Source organism: Idiomarina zobellii, from assembly GCF_900100855.1.
Classification (GTDB): Bacteria; Pseudomonadota; Gammaproteobacteria; order Enterobacterales; family Alteromonadaceae; genus Idiomarina; species Idiomarina zobellii.
This window is the reverse complement of sequence record NZ_FNCB01000003.1, coordinates 125,572-140,764: the sequence shown is the minus strand read 5'-3', so window position 1 is coordinate 140,764 and position 15,193 is coordinate 125,572. Positions and strand designations below refer to the sequence as shown.

Here is a 15,193-nt window from a genome sequence, read left to right as displayed (position 1 = left end):
ATGAGTGTGGTTTTCGAGCAAGAGTTGCCGAATGAGGAAGCTACGTTAGCTTTGGCGAAGCGTTTTGCAGAAAGTATTAAAGAGCCGGTGGTGGTTTATCTGGAAGGAGAACTGGGCGCGGGTAAAACAGCGTTTTGTCGAGGGGTGATTCAGGCTATGGGTCACGAAGGCGCAGTAAAAAGCCCAACGTACACCCTGGTAGAGCCTTATCAGTTAAGTGGCTGGCGTATTCATCATTTCGACTTGTATCGCCTGGCTGACCCGGAAGAGCTTGAGTATATGGGTATTCGTGATTACTTTGCCGAAGACACTCTAAATTTTATTGAATGGCCGGAAAAAGGTGCAGGCTGGCTTCCGGACGCAGACATTGAAATTGCCTTAAGCTATTATGAGCAGGGCAGAAAAATAATTATAAATGCGCTAACTAACACCGGGACAACTATCGTTCAGTCATTATGATAAAAAAGTTTTGGGTCGTGCTTCTTGCCTTATGCTCGTTCAGCGTATGGGCAGATAACAGTATTGAGAGTGTCAGGGTTTGGCCGTCGCCGGACAAGACGCGTGTGGTTTTTGATTTATCGGAGACGCCAGAGTACTCCTACTTTATGCTGAACCAGCAGAAGCCGTACCGCTTAGTCATAGACTTTAACAACACTAAGTTAAACACTGGCTTAACCAACCTGGGTAAAGACTCCTTACTTGTGCGCAAAGTGCGTACCAGCAGCCCTAAGAATAATCGCAGTAGCCGCATTGTCATTGAACTGAACTCGAAAACAGAACCAAACCTATTTGTACTCCCCGCGAATGAGTCATACAAAGACCGCCTGGTGGTCGACCTACCGGGTAAGTCAGTTGAACGCAGCGGTCCGGCAAAGTCGATTGACGAACTCAAAGATCGCAAAGTCACTATTGCAATAGATGCTGGTCATGGCGGGGATGACCCCGGCTCAATAGGGCCACGTGGTACTTACGAAAAAAACGTGGTGATAAAAATAGCGCGTGCTTTGGCAAAGATGATTAATGATGACCCGGGCATGCAGGCGTTTTTAGTGCGCACAGGCGACTATTATTTGGGCTTGAATGAGCGTCCGCAAAAAGCCTGGGATGCTAAAGCCGACTTCTTCGTATCGATTCACGCTGATGCGTTTAGAACGCCTCAACCTCGGGGCGGATCGGTTTGGGTCTTGTCTAAGCGACGGGCGGACTCAGAAGTGGGTCGTTGGTTAGAGAATAGAGAGCAAGAGTCTGAGTTACTTGGCGGTGTTACCGATATTTTAAGTAAAAACAGTCACGAGCCTTATTTGGCCGAAACCTTGCTTGATATGTCGATGGACAGCTCTATTGCCGGCGCCTACAGTGCAGCGCGACACATTATTGATGAAATGTCATCCGTTACTAAAATGCACAAGACAAAACCTCAGGCGGCCAGTTTGGCAGTATTAAAGTCACCGGATAAGCCGTCGCTTTTGGTCGAAACTGGGTTTATTTCTAACCCGGACGAAGAACGCTTATTGACCAGTAATGCGCATCAGCAAAAAATGGCGCGGGCGCTGTATAACGGTATTCGTCGGTATTTTGTCAGTAACCCGATAGACAACACCTACCTAGCCAATCAGAACAGCTTTACTTATACGGTGAAGTCGGGCGACTCATTGTCTGTTCTAGCACAGCGTTACAATACGACAGTGAAAGCGATAAAAACGGAAAACAATTTAAGAAGTAATGTCCTTAAAATTGGACAAAAAATCACTATTCCGAGCCGCTAATGCCGATTCAACAACTGCCTATAGAACTTGCTAACCAAATTGCCGCCGGTGAGGTGGTCGAGCGCCCATCATCGGTCGTAAAAGAGCTGGTAGAAAATGCCTTAGACGCCGGTGCAGACGAGCTTGTTTTAGATATTGAGAAAGGTGGCAGTAAACGTATTCGCATTCGCGACAATGGCTGTGGTATTTCTCGAGACGAACTGACGTTGGCGCTGAGTCGTCATGCAACCAGTAAAGTTCAGTCATTAGAAGACTTGGAACGTATTGGTAGTTTAGGTTTTCGGGGAGAAGCTTTAGCCAGTATTAGCTCGGTATCACGATTGCGCTTAACCTCAAAACCGGCGGAGCAAAGCGAGGCTTGGCAGGCGTGGACAGAAGGTCGCGACATGCAGGTTAATGTCGAACCTGCGGCTCACCCTAATGGCACAACCGTTGATATTCAGGATTTATTTTTTAACACGCCAGCCCGGCGTAAGTTTTTACGTACAGAAAAAACCGAGTTTAGCCACATTGATGAGGTTATAAAGCGTATTGCGTTAAGTCGGTTTGATGTGGCATTTCAACTCAGCCATAACGGCAAAACGTTGCGGCGCTATCCCAGGGCGGATTCAGAAAAGCAGCAGTTGCAGCGCGTGGCAAAAATTTGTGGCGGCCAGTTCGCTGAGCAGGCGTATCAGTTACAAAGCCCGGAAGGTGATTACAAATTAAAAGGCTGGATGGTGGCACCGGAGCACTGTCGGTACCAGGGCGATGTTCAGCATTTTTTTGTTAACGGCCGTATGATGCGTGACAAGCTTCTAGCGCACGCCGTGCGGCAGGCTTACGAAAAGTACTTACCGACTGACCGCGTGCCGACTTACATTCTTTATTTTGAGCTACCTGCTGAGCAGGTCGATGTAAACGTGCATCCGGCCAAGCATGAAGTGCGCTTTCATTATCAGCGGCAAGTGCACGACTTTATTCTTACTCAGGTTGAACGCGTATTACGCTCACTGACTGAAATGTCAGTAAGCGCTGGCGCCGAAGACGCATCGGTTGATTTTAAAGGCGAGCCTTACGAAAGTGCCCACCGCCATCAGTATCAGTCGAACGATACGTCAACCATGAGGGAGAGCAGTCGTTACTCAACAGCGCCAAGAAAAGCTATGGGGTCGTTACTGCCTAACGCGGTAACAAGTTCAGCAGGAAGTTCTGAGAGTCAGCCTGCATCAACAGGGAATGCATCGGCATTCTCCGCATCGGCTTCTGTAAGTAGACAAGAAGCAAGTTCCCCGAGCGAAAGCTGGCGCTTACTGTCACTGTTTAACGGGCATCAGGCTTTAGTTAGACACTCAAACCGGTTGGCCTGGCTGAATGTACGACAGGTGCATGCAGTTTGCGCACAGGAGAAGCTCTCTCAGCAGCTTGAGGACGGCTTGTCTGGACAGCCATTGTTGGTTCCCGTAACGGTATCAGCAAAAGAGTTTAAAACGCCGGTTAGCCAATGGCCAGAGCAACAACTGAACCGCTTAGGGGTCATGTACTATCGTCAGAAAGATATGGTGGTTATCGAGCAAATGCCGGAAATGCTTCGTAAAGGCAATGTCGCACTGTTATTTAAGCAATTACTTGAGCAAGTGTCAGAGAACTCCGATACCCAACTGTTAAAATGGCTGACTACTTTTGTTGCTAAAGGTGAATACAGTACAACGGAGGCCGAACATTGGGTGAAACAGTGGCGCGATCAACTACACGAGCCTGCCGACTACCTCCAGTTTATTGAAGTGCCGGAGGCTTATAATGCAAACCACTAATGCGGTTATTAACATTTACGGTCCAACAGCTGCCGGAAAAACAGCCCTGTCGCTGGCACTGTGCGACAAGCTGGACTGTGAAATTATTTCTGTCGACTCGGCGCTTATTTACCGCGGAATGGATATTGGCACCGCAAAACCAACACCGGAAGAGCAAGCCAAAGTACCACACCATCTTATTGATATTTGCGACCCGTCAGAGACGTATTCAGCGGCCGATTTTCAACGCGATGCACTACGTTTAATTGAGGACATTCAGTCGCGGGGGAAGGTCCCTTTGCTGGTTGGTGGCACTATGTTGTATTTCAAAGCTTTGCTCGAAGGCTTGTCGCAGTTGCCTGAGTCTGATGCGTCGGTTAGACAAAAACTTACCCAAGAAATGGAAGCAAGTGGGCTTGCCGCTTTGCATGACCGGTTGAAAACGGTTGACCCCGTCAGTGCCAAACGAATACACCCGAATGATCCTCAGCGAACTATGCGCGCGCTGGAAGTTTATGAGGTTAGTGGAAAAACACTGACTGAACTGACGAAAGAGCGCTTTGGCCAACTGAATAAACCCGTTTATCAGTTTGCGATTGCGCCAAAGGAGCGCTCAGTACTGCACCAGCGCATTGAGCAGCGCTTTGATCAAATGTTGTCAGAGCCATTCGAAGACGAAGTTAGCAAGCTGTTTGAACGTGGCGACTTACATGAAGACTTACCGTCCATTCGTAGCGTCGGCTACCGGCAAATGTGGCAATACCTAAATGGCGAACTGTCGTATGAGGAAATGCGAGAGCGCGGCATTATCGCTACCCGGCAGCTTGCAAAACGCCAACTAACCTGGCTGAACGGCTGGCCAGGTGTGACTTGGCTGGAAACTGATGACCCGCAAATGAACGACAAAGTTGAGGCGGCTTTAGCTCAATCGGCGCAAAAATTCCCTCCCAAGGATTGAAATTTTCAGTACCGCCCACAGATCCGATTAGCAAATAAATGAGTAATTTTTAACGTTTTTCTGGTTGCAAAAATTCTTTACTGGTCTAGTGTGTGTTTACAGGTGATAGCAAATTGGCGGTGCTGTCACTTTTTGTATTTCGCATTGGATAATGAATAACGATAAAAAAAGGAATCCAAGATGGCCAAGGGGCAAACTCTACAAGACCCGTTTTTAAATGCATTGCGCCGCGAGCGCATCCCGGTATCCATTTATTTGGTCAACGGTATTAAGCTACAGGGGCAAATTGAGTCGTTTGACCAATTTGTTGTATTGCTGAAAAACACTGTGAGCCAAATGGTTTATAAGCACGCTATTTCGACTGTCGTCCCGGCTAGAATCCCGCAAAACTACTTGCCTCAGCAAGCGGCTGAAGGCGTGGCTGAGTTCGACGATTAATTTTAAGAAAAGAGAGGTCTGATACAACTTGTTCGATAGGTATGAAGGTGGCGACTACGCAATTTTGGTTCATGTGGACTTTCCCACTGAAGTAAACCGAGAAGATCTCTCTGAACTTAAACTTTTAGCAAACTCTTCTGGTGTTGAGACTCGCGGCGTTATAACAACAAGCCGCGGTTCACCGACGCCGAAATACTTTGTTGGCAGTGGTAAAGCAGAAGAAATAGCCGAGCAAGTGAAGGCGCTGGATGCCAATATTGTTATCTTTAATCATGCGTTATCCCCAACGCAAGAGCGTAACCTGGAAGCTATCTGTAAATGCCGGGTTCTGGACAGAACTGGGCTTATTCTTGATATCTTCGCTCAGCGAGCGCGTACTCACGAAGGTAAACTGCAGGTAGAGCTGGCACAATTACGTCATATCTCAACGCGTTTGGTACGAGGCTGGACTCACTTGGAGCGCCAAAAAGGTGGTATCGGTTTGCGCGGCCCGGGTGAAACGCAGCTTGAGACCGACCGACGGTTAATTCGCGGACGTATTAAGAATATTCTGCGGCGTCTGGAAAAAGTTCAAAAGCAACGCGAGCAAGGACGGCGTGCCCGTCAGAAAGCCGAAATTCCTACAGTTTCGTTAGTGGGCTATACCAACGCCGGTAAATCAACGCTGTTTAATCAGTTAACGGAAGCGGGCGTTTACGCAGCAGACCAATTGTTTGCGACGTTGGACCCCACTCTTCGTAAGCTCACTATTGAAGATGTTGGCGACTTGATTCTGGCGGATACTGTTGGTTTTATCCGGCATTTGCCGCATGACTTAGTCGCTGCTTTCAAGGCGACGCTTCAGGAAACCCAGGAAGCCGACTTACTTTTGCATGTGGTTGACGTCGCTGATGACCAGCAGCAAAGTAATATTGACCAGGTGACAGAAGTACTCGAAGAAATTGACGCTGGGGATGTGCCACAACTGATTATTTGTAATAAAATAGATCAGATAGATGGCGCAAAACCACGTATCGATTACGAGGATGGCAAGCCAGTAAGAGTCTGGGTATCGGCTCAGGAAGGTATTGGTGTCGAGCTTATCTTAGAGGCATTAACCCAGTTACTGGGCCCTCAAATGATGGACGCCACACTAAAAATACCGCCGTCTATGGGTAAATTACGTGGTACATTGTACGAACTCAACAGTGTGACATCGGAAGATGTCGACGAAAACGGACAACTGGCGTTGCATGTGCGTTTATCATCGGTAGACTGGCAGCGCCTGAAAAAACGATTTGATAGTAATTTGGATGAGTTAATTGTCCAAAAGAACAATTAATATAAGTTAAACCATAAATTGGAGCAGTCCATGGCTTGGAATCAACCGGGGAACGGCGGTAACAACAACGACCGTGACCCATGGAAAAATCAGGGCGGTAAAGATCAGGGACCACCTGATCTTGACGAAGCAGTCCGTAAACTCTTTTCAAAGTTCGGCTTTGGCGGCAATAAAGGTGGAGGCTCTGGCGGTAGCTCAGGCATTCCAAGTAAAGGTATTGGCATTATTGCTATTATCGCCCTTATTGTTTGGTTCATTGCGGGCTTTTATACCGTAAAAGAAGCTGACCGTGGCGTCGTGCTTCGTTTTGGTCAGTTCCACACAATGGTTGAGTCAGGTCTGCATTGGCGCCCTGTTTTTGTCGATACCGTTGAACATGTCGACGTTAACAACGTTCGTTCGGATAAAACCGAGGGTTACATGCTGACTCAAGATGAAAACGTTGTTCGTGTCGAGCTTGATGTTCAGTACCGTGTGGTCGATCCCCGCGCTTACTTATTCAATGTTCAGGACGCAGACGGCGTATTGTCACGCGCAACTGACAGTGCGTTACGTTATGTTGTTGGTCATACAACAATGGACGAAGTGCTGACTCGTGGTCGTGAGCAAGTGCGTGCAGACACTTTAGATATGCTTGAGTCGACAATGAATCCTTACACGGTTGGTCTGCAGGTTGTCGATATTAACTTACTGCCAGCACGTCCGCCTGAAGCGGTTAAAGACTCTTTCGATGACGCTATTTCTGCGCAAGAGGATGAAGAGCGTTACATTCGTGAAGCCGAAGCCTATGCGCGTGAAGTTGAGCCGTTAGCACGTGGTCAAGTTCGCCGCATGTTGCAAGAAGCTCAAGCGTATCGTGAACAAATTATTTTGGAAGCTCAGGGTGAGGTTGCACGCTTTAACGAGCTATTACCTCAGTACGAGCGAGCACCGGAAGTGACGCGTGAACGCATTTACTTAGACACACTCCAAGACCTTTATGCGAAGACACCAAAAGTCCTGGTGGATGTCGAAGGTGGCAACAACATGATGTACTTGCCGCTTGAAAAACTATTAGAGAAGCAAGGTCGTAATACTGAAACCTTCTCGCCTCCGCGAGTTCCAGAGCAAGGCGCAGGAACGTCTTTTAACTCGGAACCGCAAAACACTCGCAACAGCAACCGTAGCGGAGGTCGAAACTAATGAAAAACCTAATCGCAATAATAGTTGTGGTCCTGGTCGCGCTGGGTTTGTCCTCCATCTACGTGGTGAAAGAGGGTGAGCGAGCCATTTTGATTCAATTTGGTAAGGTTGAACGTAACGCCCAAACGGGTGAAGCGATGGTATTCGAGCCAGGCTTACACTTTAAAATACCCTTTATCGAGCAAGTTAAAAAGCTGGATGCGCGCCTGCAAACTTTGGACGGTGACCCAGACCGCTTTGTAACCAGTGAGAAAAAAGACTTAATTGTTGATACCTATGTCATGTGGCGTATTAATGATTTCTCTACGTTCTACCTGAGTACAAACGGCGGTAATATTCTGCAAGCAGAAGCTTTACTTACTCGTCGAATCAACAGTGGCTTGCGTAGCGAGTTTGGTAATCGCACCATTTCAGATATTGTTTCTGGTGAGCGTGACGAGCTTATGCGTGAAGCGTTGCTTCAGGGCGCTAAAAGTGCTTCAGATTTAGGTATTGAAGTGCTTGACGTACGGGTTATGCAAATTAACCTGCCGACCGAGGTCAGCCAATCGATTTATCAGCGTATGCGTGCTGAGCGTCAAGCGGTTGCGACAGAGCACCGGTCAGAAGGTAAAGAGCAGGCTGAGTTTATCCGTGCCGACGTCGATGCCCGAGTGACCGTTATGCTCGCTGATGCTAAGCGTCAGTCGCGTGAACTGCGTGGTGAAGGTGACGCAGAGGCCGCTCGTATTTATGCTGAAGCGTATGAAAAAGACGCTGAGTTTTTTGCATTCATCCGCAGTATGGAAGCTTATACCAACTCCTTTGGTAACGGTAATGACATGCTAGTCCTGGATGCGAACAGTGACTTCTTCCGTTATCTGCAAAATATGATGGGTTCGAAAGAAGACTAAAAGTCCAACCAGTGCCCAATGACTCTATTGGGCACTTTTCCCTCATGTACAAACTCCCCGATACAAGGTAAGATCGCCACGCTTTTTTTTTACGCGGGGCAATCATGAGTCAGAACGTTGTTATTTTAGGCACCCAATGGGGTGACGAAGGCAAAGGTAAAATCGTCGATCTGTTGACCGACAAAGCGAGCTTAGTTGTTCGTTATCAAGGCGGTCATAACGCAGGTCATACACTGGTTATTGACGGTGAGAAAACGGTTTTACACCTTATCCCATCAGGTATTCTGCGCTCAAATGTTCGGTGTGTTATTGGTAATGGCGTAGTGCTATCGCCGGAAGCATTGATTGAAGAAATTGATATGCTTGAAGCGCGCGGCGTGCCTGTTAAAGAGCGCTTGCGAGTGAGTGAAGCTTGCCCGTTAATTTTGCCTTTCCATATTGCTCTAGACCAGGCTCGTGAAAAAGCACGAGGTAAAGAAGCTATTGGAACTACCGGTCGAGGTATTGGCCCTGCGTATGAAGACAAAGTCGCACGTCGTGGTCTGCGGGTTGGCGATTTATTTAATGCTGAACGTTTTGAAGGCAAACTAAAAGAGCTTGTCGATTACCACAACTTTGCCTTGACTGAATATTATAAAACCGATGCCATCGACTACGATACGGTTCTTAAGCAATGCAAAGAGTTTGCTAAATTGCTGAAGCCAATGGTTGCCGATGTACCGGCAATGCTTGATCAGGCTCGTAAGAACGGCGACAAAGTCATGTTCGAAGGTGCTCAAGGCACATTGTTGGACATTGACCACGGTACTTACCCTTATGTGACATCATCTAACACCACGGCAGGTGGGGTAGCGACAGGTGCCGGCTTTGGTCCTCGTTATATTGAGTATGTATTAGGTATCGTGAAGGCCTATACGACTCGTGTCGGTAGTGGTCCATTCCCAACAGAGCTCGGCTGCGATGTTGGCCAGCACTTAGGCGTTAAAGGTCATGAGTTTGGTGCAACAACTGGTCGTAAACGCCGCACAGGTTGGTTAGATGCAGTGGCAATGCGTCGTGCGGTGCAAATTAACTCAGTCAGTGGGTTTTGCTTAACCAAACTAGACGTGCTTGATGGTCTGGATGAGTTAAAAATTTGTACGGGCTATAAGTTGGCTGATGGCACAATCAGTGAGTATCCGCCATTGGCAGCTGAAGACTATGACTTGGTCGAGCCTGTTTATGAGACCTTAGAAGGCTGGCAGGAAAGTACGGTTGGCGTGACGGAGCATAACCAGTTACCGCCGCAAGCATTAGCGTACATATCCAGAATTGAAGCGCTGACAGGCGTACCGGTTGATATCATCTCAACGGGCCCTGACCGTAACGAAACTATTGTACTTCGTCATCCGTTTGAATAAATGGCTACTTCGGTCGGTTTTTACTCAAAGGAGTTAAAAACTGACCACTTGGTCGCGAATTTTTAAATTTTTTGCGCAAAGCTATTGCACTATCAAATTTAGTACCATAGAATGCGCTCCACCTAACCGGGGTGCCGGCATAGCTCAGCTGGTAGAGCAACTGACTTGTAATCAGTAGGTCGGGAGTTCGACTCTCTCTGCCGGCACCAATTCAAATTGCAAAATGCGGGAGGGGTTCCCGAGTGGCCAAAGGGATCAGACTCTAAATCTGACGGCTCCGCCTTCGCAGGTTCGAATCCTGCCCCCTCCACCACGCAATTTCCTTGGTTTTGAGGTGGCCTCACAAAATTGTGAATTTGCGGGTGTCGTATAGTGGCTATTACCTCAGCCTTCCAAGCTGATGACGCGGGTTCGATTCCCGCCACCCGCTCCAAATTCAAGTCGTGCTGATATAGCTCAGTTGGTAGAGCGCACCCTTGGTAAGGGTGAGGTCGGCGGTTCGAATCCGCCTATCAGCACCATTTCTTTTTAGGCCATTCTAACGAAACCTTGGTATGCAAACGTAAGTTTAGGTAAAACACCAAAAGAATTTTGTTAGAGAGGCTGCAATGTCTAAAGAAAAATTTGAACGTTCGAAGCCGCACGTAAACGTCGGCACCATTGGTCACGTTGACCACGGTAAAACTACCCTGACCGCTGCTATTACAACTGTTTTGGCAAAAGTATACGGTGGTGCGGCGAAAGACTTCGCAGCCATCGATAACGCGCCAGAAGAGAAAGAGCGTGGTATCACTATCTCAACGTCTCACGTTGAGTATGACACTCCAACTCGCCACTACGCACACGTAGACTGCCCAGGACACGCTGACTATGTTAAAAACATGATCACCGGTGCTGCACAGATGGACGGCGCAATCCTGGTAGTAGCGGCAACTGACGGCCCAATGCCACAAACGCGTGAACACATCCTGCTTTCACGTCAGGTTGGCGTACCTTACATCGTTGTCTTCATGAACAAATGTGACATGGTCGACGATGAAGAGCTGTTAGAGCTGGTAGAAATGGAAGTTCGTGAGTTGTTGTCAGAGTACGACTTCCCGGGCGACGACCTGCCAGTAGTTCAAGGCTCAGCACTGAAAGCGCTGGAAGGCGACGAAGAGTGGGCTAAGAAAATTGTTGAGCTAGCAGATGCGCTTGACCAATACATCCCAGAGCCAGAGCGTGACATCGATAAGCCATTCATCATGCCAATCGAAGACGTATTCTCGATTTCAGGTCGTGGTACAGTTGTTACCGGTCGTGTAGAGCGCGGTATCATCAACACTGGCGATGAGTGTGAAATCGTTGGTATGAAAGAAACGACTAAGACGACTGTGACTGGTGTTGAAATGTTCCGTAAGCTGCTTGACGAAGGTCGTGCAGGTGAGAACATCGGCGCGTTGTTGCGTGGTACTAAGCGTGACGAAGTTGAGCGTGGTCAGGTATTGGCTAAGCCAGGTACAATTACTCCGCATACTAAGTTCGAAGCGGAAGTTTACGTACTGAGCAAAGACGAAGGTGGCCGTCACACGCCATTCTTCAAAGGCTATCGTCCACAGTTCTACTTCCGTACGACTGACGTAACGGGTGCAGTAGAATTGCCGGAAGGCGTAGAAATGGTTATGCCAGGCGACAACCTGAAATTCGTTGTAGAGCTGATTGCTCCAATCGCAATGGACGAAGGTTTGCGTTTCGCAATCCGTGAAGGTGGTCGTACTGTAGGTGCAGGCGTTGTATCTAAGATCATCGACTAATACGGTTTAAGTATCGTATAGAGAGAGCCCGGCTTCGCGCCGGGCTTTTTTATGGCTTGCGCCAAGCGCTGTCTTAGGTATAATACCGCGTCCAATCCTGCACCAATTAAGATAAGAGTGAAGGACATTATTTAGGGGCGTAGTTCCAATTGGCAGAACAGCGGTCTCCAAAACCGACGGTTGGGGGTTCGAATCCCTCCGCCCCTGCCAGATTTTAAGTTCAAAGCGAAGACCGGTCGCAATTAGGATTAAAGAATGAGCGCAAATAACGAGACGCAGAGCAGTTCATTAAACAGCTTGAAATGGATAATCACTATCGCCTTGCTAGTTGTAGCTATCGGCGGTAATCACTACTACGCAGAAGAAATCTCAGTACTCTATCGCGCTATAGGCGTTGTCGTATTAGTGGGACTGGCTGGCTTTTTCGCTAGCACCACAATTAAGGGCAGAAAGTTTGTGTCTTTCGCTAAAGAAAGTCGCACTGAGGTTCGCAAAGTCGTTTGGCCTTCTCGTCAGGAAGCAACTCAAACAACGCTTATTGTTGTTGTCGCGACCGTTATTGTTGCGTTAATTCTCTGGGGTCTTGATGGCATCCTTGTGCGTGTCGTTGGCTTCTTAACCGGATTGGAGATTTAATCTATGAGCGATAAGAAACGTTGGTACGTCGTACAGGCATTTTCCGGTTACGAAGCTCGTGTTGCTGAATCTCTAAAAGAACATATCAAGCTGCATGGCATGGAAGACAAATTCGGTGAAATATTAGTACCGAAGGAAGAAGTCGTAGAAATGCGTGGCGGCGTACGTCGCAAAAGCGAACGTAAATTCTTTCCTGGCTACGTGCTAGTTGAAATGACCATGGACGAAGATTCATGGCATTTAATTAAGAGCGTTCCGCGTGTCCTTGGGTTTATTGGTGGTACAAGCGACCGTCCAACGCCTATTTCTAAAAAAGAAGCGGACGCTATTCTTGACCGCTTGCAGGATTCTGCGGACAAGCCGAAGCCGAAAACATTGTTTGAGCCGGGTGAAGTGGTTCGTGTTACCGACGGTCCGTTTGCTGACTTTAACGGAACTGTTGAAGAAGTTGATTACGAGAAAAGTCGCGTAACGGTTTCCGTCTCTATCTTTGGTCGTGCAACACCTGTCGATTTAGAGTTTGGTCAAATCGAGAAGTCGTGATCAAAAAATCATCAATCTAGCATTGATCAACGGCGCGAATTCACTTATAATTCGCGTCCTTTTTTAACGGGGAGCCGATTGAGTAACTTTACTCTGAAAAGTTACGAGGCGTTAAACCCACAACAGAGGAAATAATCATGGCGAAGAAAGTATCAGCCATTATCAAATTACAGGTAGCTGCTGGTTCAGCTAACCCGTCACCGCCAGTTGGTCCTGCTTTGGGTCAGCACGGTGTAAACATCATGGAATTCTGTAAAGCATTCAACGCGCAAACAGATAGCCTGGAAAAAGGCGCGCCTGTTCCTGTTGAAATTACAGTATTTGAAGATCGTTCATTCACGTTCATCACGAAAACGCCTCCTGCGTCTTTCTTGCTTAAGAAAGCAGCGGGTATCAAGAGCGGTTCTGGCGAGCCTAATACCAAAAAAGTTGGTACTGTGACTCGTGCGCAATTAGAAGAAATTGCAAAAACTAAAGAACCAGACCTTACTGCTGCCGACATGGACGCAGCTGTACGCACTATCGCCGGCTCTGCTCGCGCGATGGGCTTGAACGTGGAGGGCTAATCGATGGCTAAATTAACAAAACGCGCTCGCATGATCGCAGAGAAAGTTGAAGCCCGCGATTACGACGTGAATGAAGCAATTGCACTGTTGAAAGAACTAGCAACAGCAAAGTTCACTGAAAGCGTTGATGTTGCAGTAAACCTTGGCATCGATGCTCGTAAATCTGACCAAAACGTTCGTGGCGCGACTGTATTACCAAATGGTACAGGTCGTGACGTTCGCGTTGCAGTCTTTACTTCTGGCGACAATGCAGACAAGGCGAAAGAAGCGGGTGCTGACATTGTTGGTATGGAAGACTTGGCTGAACAAGTTAAGAAAGGTGAAATGAACTTCGACGTTGTCGTAGCATCACCTGACGCAATGCGTGTTGTTGGTCAATTAGGTCAAATCTTAGGTCCTCGAGGCCTGATGCCTAACCCGAAAACAGGTACTGTAACTCCTGACGTAGCAACAGCTGTTAAAAATGCTAAAGCGGGTCAGGTTCGTTATCGCAACGACAAAAACGGTATTGTTCACGCAACAATCGGCCGTGTTGATTTCGATGACGCGAAATTGAAAGAAAACCTTGATGCATTATTAGGTGCGCTTAAGAAAGCTAAGCCTTCTTCTGCAAAAGGTGTTTACTTTAAACGCATCAGCTTATCTACAACGATGGGCGCTGGTGTAAGTATTGACCAGGGTACTGTTAGCGCTGGTTAATTAAGGTTTATGGGTTGGAGCTGCCGTTTGTAATGCTCAAAAGGCAACAAGCAAGGCTCCCGTCCAAGACCGTAGGTGTACCGCGAGAATTTCAGTAGTATCGAATAGCGGCACTTAATTTCCTACGCAGATGGTGATATCCGACTCAGGCTCTCTGGGTAGAGAATCACCGTGACAACGCGGTGGAGGTAACTCCACCTAATTGTAACGTGGAGCTTCGGCTCCAAATTGAAAACGAGGTGATATCAGTGGCAATTGGTTTAGCCGGAAAGAAAGCCATCGTTAAGGAAGTTAACGACGTTGCTTCGAATGCGCTAGCCGTCACCGTTGCTGAATATCGAGGCATCGAAGTTGCCGATATGACTGAGCTTCGTAAAAAAGCACGTGAACAAGGCGTATTTCTGAAAGTTGTTCGAAATACTCTTGCGAAGCGCGCTTTTGAAGGCACTCAGTTCGACGACATGAGCGATGTACTGAAAGGACCTCTTGTTTATGGTTTTTCTTTGGACGCACCGGGCGCTTCAGCTCGTTTGTTCAAAGACTTTGCCAAAGAGAACAAGAACCTGCAGGTAACAGCTCTGTCAATCGGTAATGGCATCATGGGTCCTGAGAAATTGGACGCAGTTGCTTCACTTCCGACTCGTGACGAAGCATTGGCTAAATTGCTCGCCACCTTCAAAGAACCTGTTAGCAAGTTCGTTAAAACAGTTAACGAAGTACCTAGCAAGTTCGTTAGAACGTTGGCAGCAATTAAAGACGCTAAATAATACGTTGGTTTTTTAACCATTTTTTGTAATTATCAACCCAGGAGTTTAGAGTAATGGCTCTGACTAAAGACGATATCTTAAACGCGATCGCTGAAATGCCAGTAATGGAACTGGTTGAACTGATCGAAGCAGCTGAAGAAAAATTCGGCGTTGACGCATCTGCAGCAGTTGCAGTAGCAGCTGGTCCAGCAGCAGGCGGCGAAGCAGCAGCTGAAGAGAAAACTGAATTTGACGTAATGCTGAAAGGCGCTGGTAGCAACAAAGTAGCTGCTATCAAAGCTGTTCGCGGCGCAACTGGCCTTGGCTTGAAAGAAGCTAAAGCTATGGTTGAGTCTGCACCAGTTGCAGTCAAAGAAGGTGTTAGCAAAGACGAAGCTGAAGAGCTGAAAAAGCAGCTTGAAGAAGCTGGTGCGGAAGTTGAAGTTAAGTAAGTCGACTTTTGTACAAAATATGGCTCTT

At 47.6% G+C, this 15,193-nt stretch carries 16 protein-coding genes and 4 tRNA genes; all 20 read left to right on the top strand.

Features of this window, described 5'->3' with window-relative positions; all coding sequences use genetic code 11:
- The 20 genes from tsaE to rplL all read left to right on the top strand — a co-directional run bounded on the left by tsaE (position 1) and on the right by rplL (position 15,165).
- The gene (tsaE, locus tag BLT32_RS04680; protein ID WP_053953132.1) at positions 1-459 is read left to right on the top strand and encodes a tRNA (adenosine(37)-N6)-threonylcarbamoyltransferase complex ATPase subunit type 1 TsaE; all 459 of its coding nucleotides are present in this window, start codon (positions 1-3) and stop codon (positions 457-459) included.
- On the top strand, positions 456-1,766 hold the full coding sequence (locus tag BLT32_RS04675; RefSeq protein ID WP_053953131.1) for an N-acetylmuramoyl-L-alanine amidase: 1,311 nt from the start codon (positions 456-458) through the stop codon (positions 1,764-1,766). The genes tsaE and BLT32_RS04675 overlap by 4 nt, the downstream gene beginning before the upstream one ends.
- A complete protein-coding gene (gene mutL, locus BLT32_RS04670; RefSeq protein WP_053953130.1) occupies positions 1,766-3,559 on the top strand; it encodes a DNA mismatch repair endonuclease MutL in 1,794 nt (597 codons plus the stop codon). Before BLT32_RS04675 ends, mutL begins: the two co-directional genes overlap by 1 nt.
- A complete protein-coding gene (miaA, locus tag BLT32_RS04665) occupies positions 3,546-4,496 on the top strand; it encodes a tRNA (adenosine(37)-N6)-dimethylallyltransferase MiaA (protein WP_053953129.1) in 951 nt (316 codons plus the stop codon). The genes mutL and miaA overlap by 14 nt, the downstream gene beginning before the upstream one ends.
- 180 nt (positions 4,497-4,676) lie before the next feature.
- A complete protein-coding gene (gene hfq / locus BLT32_RS04660) occupies positions 4,677-4,934 on the top strand; it encodes an RNA chaperone Hfq (protein ID WP_053953128.1) in 258 nt (85 codons plus the stop codon).
- A 28-nt stretch (positions 4,935-4,962) separates the two neighbouring features.
- On the top strand, positions 4,963-6,255 hold the full coding sequence (hflX, locus tag BLT32_RS04655) for a ribosome rescue GTPase HflX (RefSeq protein WP_053953127.1): 1,293 nt from the start codon (positions 4,963-4,965) through the stop codon (positions 6,253-6,255).
- A 30-nt stretch (positions 6,256-6,285) separates the two neighbouring features.
- On the top strand, positions 6,286-7,437 hold the full coding sequence (gene hflK, locus BLT32_RS04650; protein WP_053953126.1) for an FtsH protease activity modulator HflK: 1,152 nt from the start codon (positions 6,286-6,288) through the stop codon (positions 7,435-7,437).
- Entirely contained in the window at positions 7,437-8,330 is an 894-nt protein-coding gene (gene hflC, locus BLT32_RS04645) for a protease modulator HflC (RefSeq protein ID WP_053953125.1), read from the top strand. The genes hflK and hflC overlap by 1 nt, the downstream gene beginning before the upstream one ends.
- A gap of 104 nt (positions 8,331-8,434) precedes the next feature.
- Positions 8,435-9,730 carry an adenylosuccinate synthase gene (locus BLT32_RS04640; RefSeq protein ID WP_053953124.1) on the top strand — a complete coding sequence of 432 codons (1,296 nt, stop codon included), beginning with the start codon at positions 8,435-8,437 and terminating at the stop codon, positions 9,728-9,730.
- A gap of 133 nt (positions 9,731-9,863) precedes the next feature.
- Positions 9,864-9,939: transfer RNA gene (locus BLT32_RS04635), tRNA-Thr, on the top strand.
- A 149-nt stretch (positions 9,940-10,088) separates the two neighbouring features.
- Positions 10,089-10,163, top strand: a tRNA-Gly gene (locus tag BLT32_RS04630).
- Positions 10,164-10,175: 12 nt separating this feature from the next.
- Positions 10,176-10,251: transfer RNA gene (locus BLT32_RS04625), tRNA-Thr, on the top strand.
- An 87-nt stretch (positions 10,252-10,338) separates the two neighbouring features.
- Entirely contained in the window at positions 10,339-11,523 is a 1,185-nt protein-coding gene (tuf, locus tag BLT32_RS04620) for an elongation factor Tu (protein WP_074668891.1), read from the top strand.
- Between the two features lie 133 nt (positions 11,524-11,656).
- Positions 11,657-11,733 (top strand) — tRNA-Trp (locus BLT32_RS04615).
- Between the two features lie 45 nt (positions 11,734-11,778).
- On the top strand, positions 11,779-12,159 hold the full coding sequence (gene secE / locus BLT32_RS04610; protein ID WP_053953122.1) for a preprotein translocase subunit SecE: 381 nt from the start codon (positions 11,779-11,781) through the stop codon (positions 12,157-12,159).
- A gap of 3 nt (positions 12,160-12,162) precedes the next feature.
- Positions 12,163-12,702, top strand: a complete 540-nt coding sequence (nusG, locus tag BLT32_RS04605) for a transcription termination/antitermination protein NusG (protein WP_053953121.1) — start codon at positions 12,163-12,165, stop codon at positions 12,700-12,702.
- Positions 12,703-12,839: 137 nt separating this feature from the next.
- Positions 12,840-13,268, top strand: coding sequence for a 50S ribosomal protein L11 (rplK, locus tag BLT32_RS04600; protein ID WP_011233603.1), 429 nt, complete (start codon positions 12,840-12,842; stop codon positions 13,266-13,268).
- A 3-nt stretch (positions 13,269-13,271) separates the two neighbouring features.
- The gene (gene rplA, locus BLT32_RS04595) at positions 13,272-13,967 is read left to right on the top strand and encodes a 50S ribosomal protein L1 (protein ID WP_053953120.1); all 696 of its coding nucleotides are present in this window, start codon (positions 13,272-13,274) and stop codon (positions 13,965-13,967) included.
- A gap of 248 nt (positions 13,968-14,215) precedes the next feature.
- Entirely contained in the window at positions 14,216-14,734 is a 519-nt protein-coding gene (gene rplJ, locus BLT32_RS04590) for a 50S ribosomal protein L10 (protein WP_053953119.1), read from the top strand.
- 53 nt (positions 14,735-14,787) lie between these two features.
- On the top strand, positions 14,788-15,165 hold the full coding sequence (gene rplL / locus BLT32_RS04585; protein WP_053953118.1) for a 50S ribosomal protein L7/L12: 378 nt from the start codon (positions 14,788-14,790) through the stop codon (positions 15,163-15,165).
- Positions 15,166-15,193 lie beyond the last annotated feature (28 nt).